The following is an 18,488-nucleotide window of genomic DNA, read 5'->3' as shown; positions in this document are numbered from 1 at the left end:
TTATTGCTCATCTTTCAAAGCCTTGTCAATGCCCTCTCCCATCTTATCCACCGCATTTTTAAAGAGATCTCCGAGCCCCCAACTCTTGTTTCTCTTCTTTTCATCCTCTTTCTTAGTCCCGGAATTGCGGTTCTTGGTCGTAGCCGAAGCCGCTGCCTTCTTTTCGACAGGCGGTTCTTCCGGCTTTTCTTCCACTGCAACGATTACGGGCTCTTCCTTCGGCTCGGCCTTCGGTTCCACCACTTTCGGTTTCTCCGGTTCGGGAGCGATATAGAGGGCGCAGTTCTCCGTGCCTTTCAGCAACAGGGCGGCTACGGTCGTATATTCGGGATTATTGGCAATCATCTCGCCGTCGGCAATCAGATCTTTGCGGACGGAAGCATAACGGACATCCATCTTGAAACGTTCGCTGAGAGCCTCGCGCATATTCTTCAGCGCGGCCCCGTTGCCGGCAATCACGATGCTGTAACCGGGTTCTTTCGCCACACCCGTATCTTCCAGTCGGGCATATATGTTTTCGATGATCTCACGGCTGCGGGCTTCCACCACCATATTGATATCCGAGAGTTTGATCTCGCTTGAATGCTGTCCGTCGGCCAGGTCTACCGAGACCATCTGCTGTTCGTTGTCTTTTTCCCAGATAGCGTTGCCGTAGGTGCGTTTGACCCGTTCCGCCTCCTTCTCCGGCATACCCAGGGACATCAGGTCGCGGGTGATCAGATGGCTGCCCAACGGGATCACATAGAGGCCTGCCAGGCTACCGTCCTTGTACATCGTGACAGAGGTGACGCCTGCACCGAAATCGACCAGCGCACAACCTTTCGACTTCTCCTGTTCCGTCAGGATCAGGTCGGCCAACGCCAACGGCGCGACAATGGTGCCTGCCACATCGAGCTTGATCTGCTCCGACATGTTCGTGGTTACGGCATGGCGGAGAGACGGACGGCCGACGAGCAACTTATAACGGGCTTCAATACGCGAACATCCCAGACCTACCGGATGGGCTTCCGGCTGGTTGTCGAGATAATAAGCGGGGGCGGCTATATCCAGCACGTCCAGCATATCGGGACGATACTGCCGGCATTCCTGGTCCAGCTCCTTCAGCACCTCTTCGGTCACCGTGCCGCTACCGAGCACTCTCGACACAGCATGGTTGACCGAACGGAGCGACTGGCCTCCCACCCCGATATACACCTTGCCGATGCGGGAACCGCCCAACTTGTTTTCCAGTTTGCGGACCAACCGCACGATCTTGCCGGCTGCATCTTTTATATTATATACACATCCTCTTCGTATACAAGTATCGGAGTTCTCCACTTCGTAGGCAATGATGGAAAGGGTCCCTGTCGGGCCTTTCGTGCCTACCATGCCGACCATGTGAGAAGAGCCAAGGTCGATGGCCGCTATAAAGTCTGTGTATGCCATATTCTCTATCTTTTAGTACAAACAATCTGATCCTTATATTTTAAACTGATAATGCTGTACTTCTCCCATCCCACCTTCGGGATCGCTTTCTCGTAGAAAAGCCGGAGATTGTCCAGCTTCTCCTTGAAATCGGCAAAGGAGCCCAGCACGATGCGGTGGTTGCCGACCCGCGGGATCAGCTCCACCTCGTTGTCAGGATGAACGTAAATCTGTTCTATCTGACTATTCCAGAAATCATTCTCCTGCAAAAATAATGCAAATTCGTATAAGTCGGTTACCGCCAGCTCTTTTTCCACATATCCGCTCACTACCGGAACGTGCGCCACATAACGGCGGCTGACAGGCATCGTGCTTCCCAAATTATCCACATAATAGTTGCCTCGCGGACTTATCACACGCAAGATAGGGATTTTTTGCTCTACTTCCAATTTAATCATGCCGGAAGGAGTCTTGTAGGCTTCGACGCGGGCAATCATTTCGTTTTTCAGCAGTTCGTTTTCAATCCGGTCGGTGTTGACCTCGTCCATCGGCTTCCTGATCGGGTTCAGGTCCGCCTTCTTGAGAATATGCACCAGGTCGTTCTCGCTCACAAAATGTTTGTCGAGGCTGTCCACGACCACTACCTGCAGCTCACGGCACAGCTCCTTCTGCCTGCTTTCCCGAAAGAAGAAGGAGACAAACACGATGTAAGAGAACAACAGTGTTGCAACGATTATGGATACGATACGGATCACGATTTATTCTTTTTTATCCAATATTTGTTTTACCGGGTCTACCAGCAGTTCAATATTGCCGGCTCCGACCATCAGGACGACTTCGAGCTTGCCGGCTTCGGCTGCCACCACGTCCAACAGTTCCTCCTTGCGGATCAGCCGTTTGTCGTCGATGGTCACGGCATCGAAGATGATCTGCGAGGTGACGCCCGGTATCGGTTCCTCGCGTGCGGGGTAGATGTCCAACAGTATCAGTTCATCCAGGAGCGAGAGGCTGGCGGCAAAGTCGGCGGCAAAGTCACGCGTACGGGTGTAGAGATGCGGCTGGAAGATACCGGTCACCTTGCGTCCGGCATAAAGCTCCTTCACGGAAAGGATGCTTGCCTTCAGCTCGGCAGGATGATGGGCGTAGTCGTCGATCAGGACGATGTTTTCCTTCTTGAGATGGAAGTCGAAGCGACGGCGCGGACCGGCAAAGGTCGCCATGCCGTGCCTGATCTCCTCCGGCGTCACCCCGTTCAGCCAGGCAAGGGCGATAGCGGCGACTCCGTTCTCGATGTTTACTTTCACGGGTACGCCCAGCTGTATGTCGGGGATGCGGACATCGGGACCGACGAAGTCGAAGAAGATCTCGCCACCTCCGATGCGGACGTTCTCCGCATAAAAGTCGGGGCTTTCAGTTGAGAGTCGAGAGTTGAAAGTTGAAAGCTCTTTTGCGTCGGGAGCGCCGGTATAAGTATAAAACTTCACGCCTTCCTGCAGGCGGGGCGTGACGTTGATGCCTTGTTTCATTAGCAGGCAACCGTCCGGGCGGATCAGCGAGGTGAAATGTTCGAAACTTTCACGATAGGCTTCCGGAGTCCCGTAGATATCCAGGTGATCGGGATCGGCCGCCGTAATAACGGCCATATAAGGCTTCAACCAATGGAACGAACGGTCGAACTCGTCCGCTTCTATCACGGTCAGGTCACTCTTGTCGGAAAGCATCAGGTTGCTGTCGTAGTTCTTCAGGATACCGCCTAAGAAAGCGTTGCAATCCACCTGAGACTGTTTCAGCAGGTGGGCGACCATCGAGGAGGTCGTCGTCTTGCCATGCGTACCGGCCACACACAATCCCCGGCTGCAACCGGTGATCTCGCCCAGCACACGGGCACGCTTCATCACCTCGAAACCATTCCCCCGGAAATAGCAAAGTTCCGAATGGGCTTCGGGAACGGCAGGGGTATAGACGACCAGCGTCTTTGCCGGATCGGTAAAGTCGTCGGGGATCAGGTCGACATTGTCCTCATAGTGAATGACGGCTCCTTCATAGTTCAACTGTTCCGTCAAGCCGGAAGGGGTCTTGTCGTAACCGGCCACCTTCTTTCCCTTCGAAAGGAAATAGCGGATCAAGGCACTCATCCCGATCCCGCCGGCTCCGACAAAATAGACAGCCGTTATGTTGTTTATATCCATATTTTATTACTCGTTACTGTTCTTTGTTACAAAGATACGATCTTCATATCGTATTTGTTATAAAAGACCGGCATCTTCTTCAGAAAAGGCTATAGCTTTTCTTGCAAAAGGCTATAGCTTTTTCATCAAAAGCCTATAGGTTTTCCCGCAAAAGGTCATAGCCGGTCATTCGATGATCCTGACGATCTCGTCGACGATGCGTTCCGCGCTCTGGTGATGGGCCAGTGTCGCGATATTGCGGCTCAAGGTACGGAGGCGTTCGTCGTCGTGGATGATTTCGAGGGCCTTCGGCACCAATTGCTGTTCGGCATCCTTGTCGGCCACCATGATAGCGGCCTCTTTACCCGCCAAAGCCAAAGCATTCTTCGTCTGATGGTCTTCCGCCACATTGGGAGAAGGGACCAGGATCACCGGTTTCTTCAGCAGGCAGAGTTCGGAAATGGAACTGGCGCCTGCACGGGAGATGATCAGATCGGCCGCCGCATAGGCATAGTCCATGCGGGTGATGAAGTCCGAGCACCAGACGGGCATTCCCCTGTAGGCCTTCAGATGCTTCAAGGCCTCTTCATGGTAGTAGCGTCCGGTTTGCCAGATCACCTGCACGTCGACATCCGAAGCGAAGAGTTTGTCCAGATCTCCCTGTATGCTGCGGTTGATCGTCCGCGCTCCCAAGCTGCCGCCGACCACCAGGATCGTCTTCTTGTCCGGCGAGAGGCCGAAGAACTTCAAGGCTTCCTCGCGCTTACCCAACGCTTCTTCCAGATCCTGACGGACCGGATTGCCGGTCACGACGATACGGCCGGCCGGGAAGAACTTCTCCATGCCTTCGTAGGCAACGCATATTTTGCAGGCCTTCTTTGCCAGGAGCTTGTTCGTGACGCCGGCATAGGAATTCTGTTCCTGTATCAGGGTAGGGATTCCCAAGGAAGCAGCCATCCAGAGGGTGGGCCCGCTGGCATAACCGCCTACGCCCACGGCAATATCGGGTTTGAACTCGCGTATCGTCTTTTTGGCAAGCCGGAGGCTTTTGAGCAAGCGGCCTGCGACACGGATGTTATTAGCCAGGTGGGCACGGTCGAAGCCGCTTACCGGCAATCCCACGATACGATAACCGGCGGCAGGCACTTTCTCCATTTCCATCCGGTCATCAGCTCCCACAAACAGTATTTCCGCCTCCGGAAAACGTTTCCTGAAGGTATTGGCAATGGAGATAGCCGGGAAGATATGTCCGCCGGTCCCACCGCCGCTTATGATGATTCGGTACTGTCTCATATTTTAGTTTCTGTTGTTGTTTCTTCTTTCAGTTCGGCGACGGCTTCGAGGGGATTCGTTTCGCCTGTCCTCTCGCCGCCTTCCGGGGATGCCGGGCTGTTTTCGATCCGATGCCCATCCGTTTCCGGTCCGATGCCCGGAGAATTTTCATCCGATAGGCATGCATCTTCCTCTTCATCGTTGCCCATATTGGCTCCGAAACGGCTTATGCTAAGGATGATGCCGATATAAGCGCACGAGATGACGGTCGACGTCCCCCCCCGGCTGACCAACGGCAAAGGTTGTCCGGTCACCGGTATCAGGTCTACCGCCACCGCCATGTTCGTCAAAGCTTGGACCACAAGCAGCAGCCCGCACCCCAAGACCAGGAACTTCGGAAAGAGCTTGTCACATTTACGGGCGATCATCCCCACCCTGACAAGCAGGGCTATATAAAGGAAGAGGACAAAGATCCCGCCTGCAATCCCCATCTCTTCGATGATAATGGCATAGATAAAATCAGAATAGGCCTGCGGCAAGAAGTCGCGTTGCTGGCCATGACCGGGAAACTTCCCCCAGACACCGCCACGTGCAAGCGCTATCTTGGCATGGACAACCTGGTAGTCGTCGCCATCGATATGGATCGTCTTTCCCGGTTCTATCTTCACCGGAGGAGCCGGATCAAAGAAACGTTCGATACGGGCTTTCCATGTATGCACGCGCTCCGGCATATATTCCATCACGCCGTCAGGCATCTTCCACAGCAATAGCACCATCAGGACGACGACGGCCATCAATATCCCCCAGCACTTCGCCAGGCGGACAATCGAAATCTGGCCGAAGAACATCATCATCTGCACGATGGAGAAGAGAAGGATAGCCGTCGATCCGTTCGTGAAAAAGATCAGGCCGCAAACGACAGCCGCCCCGCCTTGAATCCACCAAAACATCTGCTTGTCCGTAAACCAGTTCCTTTTGCTCATGATGAAAGCGGTATAGCCGACCAGGGCTATCTTGGCGATCTCGGACGGCTGGAAGGTGAACCCCAATATATTCAGCCAACGTTTTTCCCCGTTTATTTCAACCCCGATAAAAAACGTAAGGATCAACAAGAACACCGAGACAGGAAGCGCGACGCTCAACAACGTGTAAAACCTGCACGGCAGATTGTGCATCAACAATACGAGCACAAAACCGCCCAGCATGAATGTCGCATGCCGCGCAATCGGTTCCCAATGCGTCACGCTCTTATAAGCGATCGTGCTGGTCGCACTGAAAACCTCGACCGCCGAAATCAGGCACAGGAACATGAATATAATCCATATCACCCGGTCGCCTTTGAACAGTTTACTTGCTAAATCCATCTACTTATTCTTTTACCAATTTATCGTATTTATATGAAGGTAGCCCGCCTTACCGCGTGCGCCCCTCGCACCTTACCGCGTGCATGCCCCGCACGGGGACAGGTTCAGAGATTCCGCACACAAGCCTTGAACTGGTCGCCGCGATCCTCATAGCTTTTGAAGAGGTCGAAGCTGGCGCAGCAGGGTGACAACAGGACGGTGTCTCCCTTTTCGGCCAGTTTATACGCTTTCGATACGGCCTCTTCCATCGAACGGGCATCTTCGATCGCGGGGACCTTCCCGTCGAAGAAACCGTGCAGCTTGGCATTGTCCACACCGAGGAATACGAGGGCGTGCACCTTTTTCTTCACCAACTCTTCGATTTCGGAATAATCATTCCCCTTGTCCGTTCCGCCCAGTATCAGGACCAGCGGAGTGGTCATGCTCTGCAGGGCGTACCAGCAGGAGTTTACATTCGTAGCTTTCGAGTCGTTGATGTAATCGACTCCGCGCACACGCGCCACTTTCTCCAGGCGATGTTCCACTCCGGTAAAGTCGCTCAGCGAAGCCCGTAAATTCTCGTCGTGGATATCCACCAGCTTGGATGCGATACCAGAAGCGAGCGAATTATACAGATTATGCGTTCCCGATAACGCCAATAAATCTTCTTCCATTGTAAACGTTCCGTTTGAGGTTTCAATTATTATCTTTTTGTCTTCCGTATAGCCCTTTACGCCGGCTTCGTGAGTTTCGGCGAACGGGTAGAGAGTTGCCTGCGGATGGCGTTTGGCGATTTCGCGGGCAATGATGGGATCGTCGTTCCAGAATATGAAAGCATCTTCGCCCGTCTGGTTCCGGATAATGCGGAATTTGGCATCCACATAGTTCTGCATCTCGTAGTTATAACGATCCAGATGATCGGGCGTTATATTCAACAAGATGGCGATGTCCGCCTTGAATTCGTACATGTTGTCGAGCTGGAAACTACTCAGTTCGATCACGTAGACGGCGTGAGGATCTTCAGCCACCTGGAGGGCGAGGCTGTTCCCGACGTTCCCGGCAAGCCCCGCATCCACTCCCGCCTGCCGGAGGATATGGTAGGTCAGCATGGTCGTCGTCGTCTTGCCGTTGCTCCCGGTGATACAGATCATCTTGGCGTCCGTGTACCGTCCGGCAAATTCTATTTCGGAGATGATAGGCGTACCTTTCTCCTTCAGTTTCTTTATGATAGGAGCCTTGTCGGGAATCCCCGGACTCTTGATGATCTCGTCGGCATTCAGGATGTCGGCTTCGGTATGCCGGCCCTCTTCCCAACAGATACCGTGAGCATCCAGCATATCCTTATACTTGGGTTTGACAGACGATAAATCGGAAACGAACACATCGAATCCTTTCGCCTTCGCCAGCACGGCGGCGCCTGCACCGCTTTCACCGGCCCCTAAGATAACAATCCTTTTCTTCATTTGATGTATGATTTCTTTATTCATTCATGATTTATGATTTATGCGTCGATAATAAATCATAAATCACTTTATCTCATCTTTAACGTCACAATCGTTATAACCGCCAGGATGATACCGATCAACCAGAACCGGACCACGATCTTCGATTCGGGCACCACGTTAAAAGGTTTCTGTATCAACGCCTGTATTCCCGCATTGCCGGGCTTCTGGAAATGATGATGAAGGGGAGCCATCTTGAAGATGCGCCGTCCCTCACCGTATTTCTTCTTCGTATATTTGAAATAGAACGTCTGCATAAGGACGGAGAGATTCTCTACCAGGAAGATGCCGCACAGGATCGGGATCAACAATTCCTTCCGGATAATGATCGCGAACACGGCGATGATACCGCCTAACGTCAAGCTCCCCGTATCCCCCATAAACACTTGTGCCGGATAAGCGTTGTACCACAGGAATCCGACCGTCGCCCCGATAAAGGCAGCCGCAAACACCACCAATTCTTCCGCCCCCGGAATGAACATGATATTCAGGAAGGAGGCAAACTCGAAGTGCGACGACATATACGCAAGTATTCCGAGCGCCACCCCGATAATCGCCGAGCTTCCCGCCGCCAGGCCGTCCAGGCCGTCCGTCAGGTTCGCCCCGTTCGACACGGCCGTCACCACGAAGATCACCATCAGGACGAAGACCAGCCAGGCTGCCTCTTCCTTATATTCGCCTGCCCAGTTGACCAACTGCGCATAATCGAAATTGTTGTTCTTCACAAACGGGATCGTCGTCTTGGTCGACTTCTTTTCAACCGCATGGTAGCGGACTTCCTCGATCACATTGTCATGCCGGACTTCCATATTCTCCTTGATCACCACATCCGGGCTCATAAAGAGTACCAGGCCGACGATCAGCCCCAGGCCGATCTGTCCGATAATCTTGAACTTGCCGTGCATGCCTTCCTTGTTCTTCCGGAACACCTTGATATAGTCGTCGGCAAATCCCAACGCCCCCAACCAGATGGTCGTCACCAGCATCAGGATCACATAGATATTGGTCAGCTTCGCACAGAGCAAGGTCGGCACCACGATCGCAATGATAATGATGATACCTCCCATCGTCGGCGTCCCTTTCTTACTCATCTGCCCTTCCAGACCGAGGTTACGCACCGTCTCGCCGATCTGCAACATTTGCAGCTTGTCGATGATACGGCGTCCGATAGCCGTCGAGATGAACAAGGACAGGATCAATGCCAGGGCGGAACGGAATGATACATACTTGAACATGCCGGCACCCGGAAAATCGAGCTGATCCAAATAATTAAACAAATAATACAACATATAAAACTTCGTTTTTTAATTGGCAATTGAGAATGGACAATTAATTGCCGATTATCCATTGCCGGAGTTGTTCCCGATCGTCAAAATGATGCTTTACGCCTTTTACTTCCTGATAATCTTCATGGCCTTTGCCGGCAACCAGGATCACGTCGCCTTTCCCGGCCAGCATGGTGGCCGTTTTGATCGCCTGCGCACGGTCCGTAATGCAAAGCGTATGCTCCATATCGGCAGCGTTCAGACCGGCAACCATATCTTTGATGATCTCATCCGGCTCCTCGAAACGGGGATTGTCGGAGGTAAGGATCAGCTGGTCGCTCAACTTGGCTGCTTCCTTCGCCATGATCGGGCGCTTCCCCTTGTCGCGGTTGCCGCCACAACCTACGACCGTGATCACACGGCCGTTGCCGTCTAGCACCTCACGGATGCTGCCCAGCACGTTCGTCAATGCGTCAGGCGTATGGGCATAGTCCACGATTGCCGTATAGCCTTTCGGAGACCGGATCGTCTGGAAGCGACCGGAAACCGGATGCAGATCGCTCAACACCACCAACACTTCTTCCGGATCTTTGCCTAACGAGACAGCCGCTCCATACACGGCCAACAGGTTATAGACATTGAAACGACCGACAAAGCGCGTCATCACCTCACGCCCGTTAACCAGCATTTCGGTTCCTTCGAAATGGGATTCCAATATCTTTCCTTTGAAATCGGCCAACGTGCGAAGCGAATAGGTCAGCTTCTCGGCAGCCGTGTTCTGCAACATGACGAGGCCGGCTTTATCGTCCGCATTCGTAAGTGCAAAAGCCGAAGCGGGCAGGTCGTCGAAGAACTTCTTCTTGGCTTTCAGGTAATTCTCGACCGTCTTATGATAATCCAAATGGTCGCGCGTCAGATTGGTAAAGATGCCTCCGTTGAACGACAGGCCGCTGATACGCTTCTGGTCGATCGAATGCGAACTGACCTCCATAAAGGCATATTCGCAACCGGCGTCCACCATCCGTGCCATCAGGGCATGAAGGGTGACAGGGTCAGGCGTCGTATGGTCGGTCGGAATCGCTTCGCCGTCGATATAGTTGCAGACCGTAGAGAGCAGCCCTACCTTATGCCCCATCTTCCGGAACATCTCGTACAGGAGCGTCGCGATCGTTGTCTTTCCGTTTGTTCCGGTCACTCCCACCAGTATCAGGTTGTCCGAAGGATTCTCATACCAGGCAGAGAGCGATTTGCCTAAGGCATCCGCAGAATCTTTTACCCGGATAAACACCGGTTTGCCTTCGGATGTCCGTATGTTTTCATCCGAACAGGCAGGTATTTCCTCGCAGACGATTGCGGCGGCACCTTTCTCGATCGCGCTCCGGATATAAGCGTGACCGTCCACGGCCGTACCCCGAACCGCCACAAACAAAAAGCCTTTTTCCACTTTACGGGAATCAGACTGAATGCCGGAGATCTCCACATCGGTGTTTCCGACGACCTCAAGCACATCCAACGGATGAATAAGTTCTTTTAGTTCCATAGCCTATTTTAATGTTAATGAAACGGTTTGTCCTTTCGAAACCCGTGAACCGGGAGATATGGATTGAGAAGAGACACGCCCCCTGCCGTTCAACGAAGCCTGCAATCCGGCGCTTTCCAACAGATAAACGGCGTCTTTCGCTCCCATGCCGACCACATTCGGCACGCATCCTTCGCGGATAGGGATATCTTTCAGTTTCACATCTTCCCTGCCGTCTTCACGCTTAGCCGTCACCCATCCGGTTTCGATGCTGTCGTTATCGGCCTCTATATCGAGTTTGTTCAAAACATATTCCAGCGCCCCCCGTTCACCGGCTTTCGGCTGCGGCAACGTTACGGCCAGCGAGTCTTTCTCCATATCGCGGATATCGAAAGACATGTGGCTGGCATATACCTTCTCGGCTATCGCCTTCACTACGCCGCCTGACATCGTACCCCCCGAAGGATAGCCGTTGCGCGGCTGGCGGATCACGACGATGCAGGAATATTTCGGTTCGTCGGCAGGGAAATAGCCGCAAAAGGCAACCTGGTGGCCTGCCTGGCGGTAGACACCTCCCGAAGCGATCTGGGCCGTACCGGTCTTACCGGCAATACGGACAAAGTCGGAATGGACGGCTTTGCCGGTTCCTTTCTCCACTACGCCCAGCAACATATCCTTTATCATATCCAGCGTACGTTCCGAACAAATGGATTCCCGGACCACCTCGGTAGAGAAGCTCTGCACGGTCTTGCCGTTGTGCATGATTTCCTTCGTAAAGATCGGACGCACCATCTTGCCGTTGTTGGCAATCGCATTATAGAAAGCAAGCGTATAGATCGGCGGGATCTGGGTCTCATACCCGAAAGACATCCACGGCAGAGCCGTCTTCGACCAGTAGCGCACGGTGTCGTCCGGCCGGCGGATTTTGGCACGGCCGGCTCCGGGGATTTCCAGATGCAGGTCTTCGTTCAGGCCAAGACGGTACAGCCCTTCCACATATTTAGTCGGATTCTTTTCATACCCTTTCAGGATCGTCTTGGCAACCCCGATATTGGAAGAATACCAAATAGCCTGTTCCACCGAGATACGGCCGTAACCGCCTTTATTATTATTATGGTCCGTCATACGGGCCCCTTTATACATATAGATACCGTTGCCGACATCGACCGTATCGCCGGGTTGGCAGACACCGTCTTCAAGCGCCACCATGATGGAAGCGACTTTGAAGGTCGAGCCGGGTTCCGTTTCGTCCGCCACGGCATGGTTCGTATCCTCGCCGTAAACGCCTTCACGGATACGTCCCATGTTGGTAATGGCTTTCACCTCGCCAGTCGCGACTTCCATAACGACAGCCGTACCCGATGCGGCATCGATCTTTTTCAGCATGTCGAGCAACGACTTCTCGGCAATGTCCTGGATATTGATGTCGATCGTCGTGCGGATATCCATTCCCTCCACCGGATCGATCTCTACGACATTCGTCCATCCTCCACCGAGACGGCGTACGGAATTCAGGCCGGCTACACCGTGAAGCAAAGTATCGTATTGTAATTCCAGGCCGTTCTTTCCCTTGGTCAGCCCGGTCTTCGGGTCGATATCGCGGAACGTGTCGCCGATCGTACGGGAAGCCAATGTTCCGAACGGCTTCTGCCGTTCCACCATTTCACGCGTGTAGAAGCCGCTCTTGAACCTCCCCAAACGGAAGAACGGGAATTTCTTTATTTCCTTCAAGTCGGAATAGGAAACTTTACCGCTGCAAACGGGGAACTGGCGGCTTTTCTTCTTCAATCCATTCAGCAGGTAATTCTTATATCCGGCAGGTGTCCTGTCTTTCAATTTGCGGGAAAGGTAAAAAGAAAGGGAATCGATCCCGTTATGTCTACTTTTCAGAAGCGTATCCAGACTGTTCCACTTCTTGGTCGGATGGGTATAACAGTCTGCGTTGAAATCGATATACAGATAAAAGCAAGGCACACTGGTCGCCATCAGCTTGCCGTCGGAAGAATAGATATTCCCACGGCTGGGATAGATCAGGCGGTTCGGACGCTTCTGGCTCTCGGTCACCTTCATCCAGGTCTCCCTTTCCACAAAAGCCGTATCGCAGGCACGCACCAAGATGCCTATTGCCACCAATCCGAGCAACAGCACGATAAAGAAGTAACAGAATAAAATCCGGTTACTCTTAGGAGCTTGTTCTTTTGATTCGATCTCTTCAGCCATCTCTACTTATACAATTCATACGGCGGGTTCTTTGCCGCTTCCAATTCTATACCCTGTTCTTCTATCAGCAGTTCGATCTGCGACTGACGGCTGTTGCCTGTCAGTTCCGAAGAAATGGACAGTGCCTCGAACCGCACATCGCGCAATTGCTGTTGCAGGCGGTCGATTTCACGCAATCGCTGCATACAGACATATCGGTTACCGATAAATATGAATATCAGCATGACAACAAGCACGATCATCTTCGTATGCCTGACAATGAAATCCTCCTTCAGGATTCCACCACCCAATATATACAGAAAAGAAAAACGATTCTCCTTCTTCTTTTTCTTCTGTTTCGTTTCCACTGCCATAATTGTCAATCGTCAATTGTCAATTGTCCATTATTCAATTCCGCAATTCTTAATTTTGCACTCCGGGAACGGGGATTCCGTTCGATCTCCTCGTCCGACGGGACAATCACCTTATTGTTCACCAGACGAAACGGGGATTTGATATTCCCAAAAAAGTCCTGCTCCGTCTTCCCTTCAAAGTTTCCTGTCTTGAGGAAGTTCTTCACCAAGCGGTCTTCCAAGGAATGGTAGGTGATGACAACCAGACGACCACCGGGTTTCAGCACTTGCAGCGTTTGTTGCAACATCTCGCGCAAGGCACGCATCTCATCATTCACCTCGATGCGCAATGCCTGAAATACCTGGGCCAGGAATTTCTTCTCCTTGTCTTTTCCCGTAAAGGGCTTTATCACTTCCAGAAAGTCGGCGATCGTCTCTATCTTCTTTGTTTCCCGGCTACGCACCAACACGGAAGCCAGTTTGCGTGCCACCTTCAATTCGCCGTAAAGATAGAACAGGTCGGCCAGCTGTTCTTCCGTATAGGTGTTGACGATATCCGCAGCAGTTTGTCCTGCCCGGGTATTCATTCTCATATCCAACGCCCCGTCGAAACGGAAAGAAAACCCGCGATCCTTATCATCAAAATGATGGGAAGAAACGCCTAAGTCTGCCAACAGCCCATCCACCTCGCCCGCTACACCATGATAGCGCATGAAGTTATATAAGTAACGAAAATTACTGCGGACAAATACAAAGCGAGAATCTGCCGGAATGTTTTTCTCAGCATCGGCATCCTGGTCAAAGCCATACAGTTCTCCTTCGTTATCCAGCCGGCTCAAGATTTCACGCGAATGTCCTCCTCCGCCGAAGGTGACATCGACATACACCCCGGAAGGTTGAATGTCCAGTCCTTCCAAACTCTCATGAAGCATTACCGGTACATGATAACAGACTTCTTTTTCTTCCATTTCTTCGCTACTTCATGTTAAACTTTTCCTTAAAATAAGGGCCTGTAGTTGGTTGATTAGCACACACATCCCCCTATCGGATGGTAAAAGTACACATTTCCTAATTTAACCGCCAAGAAATATAAGAGAAAAGTAATAAAAAGTTTTCAACAGGTCGGAAAATTAGTTATATTATGGCGGTCTTAACCCCTGTCAGAATCGTGTATTTGGACGATTGTGCAGGATCGTTTTCAAATATCGCATTCTCCCGAAGATAAACCGCCCCGATTCTTCTTCAAATCCCCCCATCCTTCCCCTCACATATATGCACAAAAAGCCTCTCCGATATTTCTACCGGAAAGGCTTGTTTGTTTTCTGCCCTCTTTTCTCACGAGAAGAGGAGCAGTTGATTTATTTAATTATAAATGCATCGAATTATTTAACGATAGCTTTTACAGCTTCTTCGCCTTCAACAGCTACAACAACTACACCCTGAGGAGCAGCGATTACAGCGTCGCTTGAAGTGATAACTGTGTTAGCAACTGTCTGGCCCAAGATGTTAGTGATAACAACTTTCTTGCCTTCAGCGTTAGCAATTCTTACAGCACCTTCCTGAGCGATAACGGCTACTTCAGATGTTGCGATTGCTTCGTTGTCTGTTGCATAGCTATCATCAGCACCCTTACGGTCGATATTGAATCTCAATGCAGGGTCACCACCTGTGATAGCATTTGCAAATGTTGATTTATCATTTGTCAATACCAGACAACCGTTCTGGTTCTTCAACCAAGCAGCTGTATCAGGAGCAATTTCCTTACCATCGTAATTCATAGATTCAATCAAGAATGAATTATCAACACCTTCTTCAGTTGCTTCAGCAGCCTTATCAGGATATACATAACGGAATGACCAAGTTACATTCTTATGGTTATCGTTATTCAATGCGATAATGAACGGCAACTTACCAGCTTTAACCAATGCTTCATTTTCTTTTTCCAGAACAGCGAAATCAATTGCATCGTTTGCAAGAGCTTTGTACTGAGCGGGCAATACATACAAGCTATCGCCTTTCTTGATTGCTTCTACGAAACCAACACGAGTATAAGCTTTGTCAGCATCCAGATACGGAAGAGCTTCTTCTGCACCCTTACCATATTTTGCAACAGAGTCTGCGAAGCTTACCAGATATTTACCTCTATCGAATGCAGGAATTGCAGCATGAGCATGTTTACAAGCATACGGATCGTTTGTCGGTTTACCATCAGCAGTAATATGGCCAGTTGTTTCATGACAAGGTTCAGCAACTTTACCACCGAAATCACCACGATTTACAGAGATCAAATACTGCGGTTTGATACCATTACCAATACCACGGACAACCCAAGCTGTATCGACTACAAATGCAAGTTTACCATCAGCTTTATCCTTGCTCCAGATGCCCAGATAATCAACTGTCTGATTCAAGAAGTTTTTGTTTGTTTCATCCATCAGATATTCTTTACGATATCTTTCGAAGAAGATCAAGCTATCAACACCTGTTTCAACTTCGTCGATATTAGCGTTGTTGAAACGACGGTAAAGAGGAGTATCATCCAGACTGATTGCAAATGCAGAAGTTCTTTCTGTAGTCAATTCCTGTACACCTACCGGTGAATTAGTGTTATCATCAGAAACACCTGCTTTAGAATACATAGGAACAACTTTGCCGCCATTCTCTACTGCCTTCAAAATTGCAAAATAGTCAGCACCATCATAATGGTTGTTTTCTTTGAAATAGAAGCTATCAGCTACAGCAACTCCATTAGCCATTGCATATTTCTTGTTAGTGATAGAATCCATTACAGCAGTACCCTGTGCAATAGAATAAGCAGCTCTCTTCAACTGAACAATACCGATTTTCTTATAAGGATCTGTATTTGCAGTTCCAACAGTAACACCATAGTTACGTGCTACACCAGAAGATTTCAATTCAAATGCGCTTGCACCAGCTTTATAGCTCTTAGCATATAACAAAGAGTCTGTTTTTTCACCTACAGACAGGTAACGAGCATTATCATCCAAAGCATACGGATGGAAATATTTGAATTTATATTTATTTACATTATACTGAATAACTGCCTTATCCAAATATTTGTATCCTAAATAAGGATCATTGTATGCTTCCGGATATGTTTCCTTATCGATTTCTACAATTTCCAAGTCTGTACCTTCAAAGCCTGTGCTATTAGCATAAATCTTACCATCTGCATCCTTATACAACTGAATAGAAATGGTACCATTATCATTATATTCACGGTTTTCAATAGTGAAACGTGAAGTTTTAGCTAAGTCGCCTGTAGTATATGACTTCTGAATAATCCACTGATAAGCCGGCATATGTTCGGCAAGCTGAGATTCTTCATCAAATTCAACCCATAAAGGCTGTGCACCATTTCCATACAAAGGATAAGCGAAGTACTTACCTGTTGCTTTATCTTTAATAGTATACAAACCGTTATTTTCAACAGATACGCGGTTTGAAACTACTGCTTCACCACAGGTACCAAAACCTAAACCAATACGCGTACGGATAGTATCCCAACCTGCTGTTAAAGCCCAAGTTTTATCAGCTTCCAAATCCTGCAGAATAATGTAAGTTGAGTCTGCATTAGCAGTTGTATGATCAAATGCAGTTTCTCCCACCAACTTATATGTTGCAGAATCTACTTTGATAAACAAACTATCTCCTTCCGGTGCATAAGTAAAATGGAACAGATAATTACCAACTTTACCTGCAGCCTGAGAGGCTTCAAAGGAAGCAACACTTGTGGTATCCGTAAGTTTCAGGAATCCAGTACCACTTGCATTCTGATAAGATGTATCTACACGAACATAAGCACTTTTATCAGCCTTCATCAAGAACACACCTCTAAGTGCCCCACTACTAATGCTATCTCTTGCTACCAAATCCTGAGCAAAAATATTATTCAGAATTTTTGTCGGGTCTACCTTAGTTTCTTTAGTAGCACCGGTAAGTTTCTTATAAAAATCTAAGTTAATAGCAGCAGAGTCACGAGAACCTAACAGTGTATGCAATGCTTTTGCATCCAGAGAAAGGCGCTTCGGAGCCTGAATTGTAAAAATATAGCCATCAGTAATCATTTTTGGTTTTGCTGCATTATTTGCTGCAAAAGTAAGAGCAGTCATATGACCATCAGTCAAACTGCCCACTCTTGCATCAGGACTTGTTGTAGGTTTATATGCCAAAACTGCCAAAGAATCAGCAGCTCCCGGAATATAAGAATACAATGGCATACCTTCTTCAATTTCCTGATCACCAGCTGTCATAGAGAAAGCCCAACCATCAACTTCTGTTCCAACAGGAAGACCAGTTGTAGAGGAAGCATTTGCAGTCAATTGAAGCACAGATTCAACATCCACTGCTAATTTCTTGCCTGTTGACTTATTCAAAAAGTCGAAAGTGTAAGATTGACCTTGAGCAGCCGGCTTTGTTACAGCTACACACCACAATGTGTTTGACAATTCATTTGCAGGAAGGTCTGTTAAACTCTTAATATACAAAGAGTCGTTGCCATCAGTACGATTAGTCATATAAACAACAGAGTCACCTGTCGTCCCAACCGCAATTTGATACAACTTTTCGTTGTAAGCACCATCTGCCTTCAACTTAACAGCAGAAGCAGAAGTAGTCCCTACAGTTGCCAGCACAAGACCGGCACAAAGTGTAGAAAACAATTTGTTCATAATCCAATAATTTAATATTAATACTAAAGTGTAATAAGTTCAATCAAATAACATGTACGCTTCTAATACTTTATAATCAATCAATACTGCGTACGAATTTCTTTTGGCAAAAATACGCATAACTTTTAAACCGACAATCCTTTTCCTTAATATTTTTTCCTTTTCTATATTCTTTCTTATCAACAACATAAGCTATCTCGTACGAAAACGCATATTTACAAGACGAACTCTGATATTTATAGATGAACGACTTCCCTGCCCTACAGATTAAAAACAATGTACGTGCGTACATTATATATAAACCAAATCGATTTCTACACGACATAGATGGAAGTATCGCTTTACTCTTCTTATTTTGCAAGCCGACAAAACAAGATTTGTATATCCCAATTATTTAATCGTTCAGTTTTTCTTAAAATATCCTCTAAATACCCCTTAGTTATTTTATGTAATTAGGATTACACTATTTGAGAGACTCTAAAGATCAGCATGTTGCTGTGAACCCTGTGAATGCAAGATAAAAAAAGGCGAGATATGTCGATAAGTTTGGCTGATCGTAAACCGGTTTCACGGGGTTCACAACAAAATATTGATCATTAGGCGTTGGCACCCGTAAAACTGATGATTCGATTTTGAAAATAAATTTGTTTTTGCCTTTCCTATACATAATATTTGCCTATATTTGTCCGCGAAGTATCAATAGTTCAACTAAAACATTTAATTATGGACAAATTTATCAATCCCTTCTCTGATTACGGCTGGAAAAAGATTT

The 18,488-nt window shown here is 49.0% G+C and carries 12 protein-coding genes; all 12 read right to left on the bottom strand.

What is annotated here, in order from left to right; translation table 11 throughout:
• A complete protein-coding gene (gene ftsA, locus RDN79_RS16025) occupies nt 1-1,425 on the bottom strand; it encodes a cell division protein FtsA (protein WP_298552109.1) in 1,425 nt (474 codons plus the stop codon).
• A gap of 5 nt (nt 1,426-1,430) precedes the next feature.
• Nucleotides 1,431-2,159, bottom strand: a complete 729-nt coding sequence (locus tag RDN79_RS16020; RefSeq protein ID WP_298552105.1) for a cell division protein FtsQ/DivIB — start codon at nt 2,157-2,159, stop codon at nt 1,431-1,433.
• A gap of 3 nt (nt 2,160-2,162) precedes the next feature.
• On the bottom strand, nt 2,163-3,593 hold the full coding sequence (gene murC, locus RDN79_RS16015) for a UDP-N-acetylmuramate--L-alanine ligase (protein WP_298552103.1): 1,431 nt from the start codon (nt 3,591-3,593) through the stop codon (nt 2,163-2,165).
• A 165-nt stretch (nt 3,594-3,758) separates the two neighbouring features.
• Nucleotides 3,759-4,865: an undecaprenyldiphospho-muramoylpentapeptide beta-N-acetylglucosaminyltransferase gene (murG, locus tag RDN79_RS16010; RefSeq protein ID WP_298552101.1), complete on the bottom strand. Its 1,107-nt coding sequence runs from the start codon at nt 4,863-4,865 to the stop codon at nt 3,759-3,761.
• The gene (locus RDN79_RS16005; protein ID WP_298552099.1) at nt 4,862-6,208 is read right to left on the bottom strand and encodes an FtsW/RodA/SpoVE family cell cycle protein; all 1,347 of its coding nucleotides are present in this window, start codon (nt 6,206-6,208) and stop codon (nt 4,862-4,864) included. The genes murG and RDN79_RS16005 overlap by 4 nt, the downstream gene beginning before the upstream one ends.
• A 104-nt stretch (nt 6,209-6,312) precedes the next feature.
• Nucleotides 6,313-7,650, bottom strand: a complete 1,338-nt coding sequence (gene murD, locus RDN79_RS16000; RefSeq protein WP_298552097.1) for a UDP-N-acetylmuramoyl-L-alanine--D-glutamate ligase — start codon at nt 7,648-7,650, stop codon at nt 6,313-6,315.
• A gap of 68 nt (nt 7,651-7,718) precedes the next feature.
• Nucleotides 7,719-8,978 (bottom strand): phospho-N-acetylmuramoyl-pentapeptide-transferase, encoded by a 1,260-nt coding sequence (gene mraY, locus RDN79_RS15995; RefSeq protein WP_122115658.1) that lies wholly within the window; start codon nt 8,976-8,978, stop codon nt 7,719-7,721.
• A 40-nt stretch (nt 8,979-9,018) separates the two neighbouring features.
• Entirely contained in the window at nt 9,019-10,494 is a 1,476-nt protein-coding gene (locus RDN79_RS15990; protein WP_298552091.1) for a UDP-N-acetylmuramoyl-L-alanyl-D-glutamate--2,6-diaminopimelate ligase, read from the bottom strand.
• A 3-nt stretch (nt 10,495-10,497) separates the two neighbouring features.
• Complete coding sequence (locus RDN79_RS15985) at nt 10,498-12,693, bottom strand: penicillin-binding protein (protein ID WP_298552089.1); 2,196 nt, start codon at nt 12,691-12,693, stop codon at nt 10,498-10,500.
• 2 nt (nt 12,694-12,695) lie between these two features.
• Nucleotides 12,696-13,046 carry an FtsL-like putative cell division protein gene (locus tag RDN79_RS15980; RefSeq protein ID WP_298552087.1) on the bottom strand — a complete coding sequence of 117 codons (351 nt, stop codon included), beginning with the start codon at nt 13,044-13,046 and terminating at the stop codon, nt 12,696-12,698.
• A gap of 5 nt (nt 13,047-13,051) precedes the next feature.
• Nucleotides 13,052-13,993, bottom strand: a complete 942-nt coding sequence (gene rsmH / locus RDN79_RS15975; RefSeq protein ID WP_298552085.1) for a 16S rRNA (cytosine(1402)-N(4))-methyltransferase RsmH — start codon at nt 13,991-13,993, stop codon at nt 13,052-13,054.
• A gap of 414 nt (nt 13,994-14,407) precedes the next feature.
• Nucleotides 14,408-17,716: a DUF6383 domain-containing protein gene (locus RDN79_RS15970; protein WP_298552083.1), complete on the bottom strand. Its 3,309-nt coding sequence runs from the start codon at nt 17,714-17,716 to the stop codon at nt 14,408-14,410.
• Nucleotides 17,717-18,488: the final 772 nt, after the last annotated feature.

This window comes from uncultured Parabacteroides sp., from assembly GCF_902493135.1.
Classification (GTDB): Bacteria; Bacteroidota; Bacteroidia; order Bacteroidales; family Tannerellaceae; genus Parabacteroides.
This window is presented reverse-complemented; position numbering and strand designations above follow the sequence as displayed.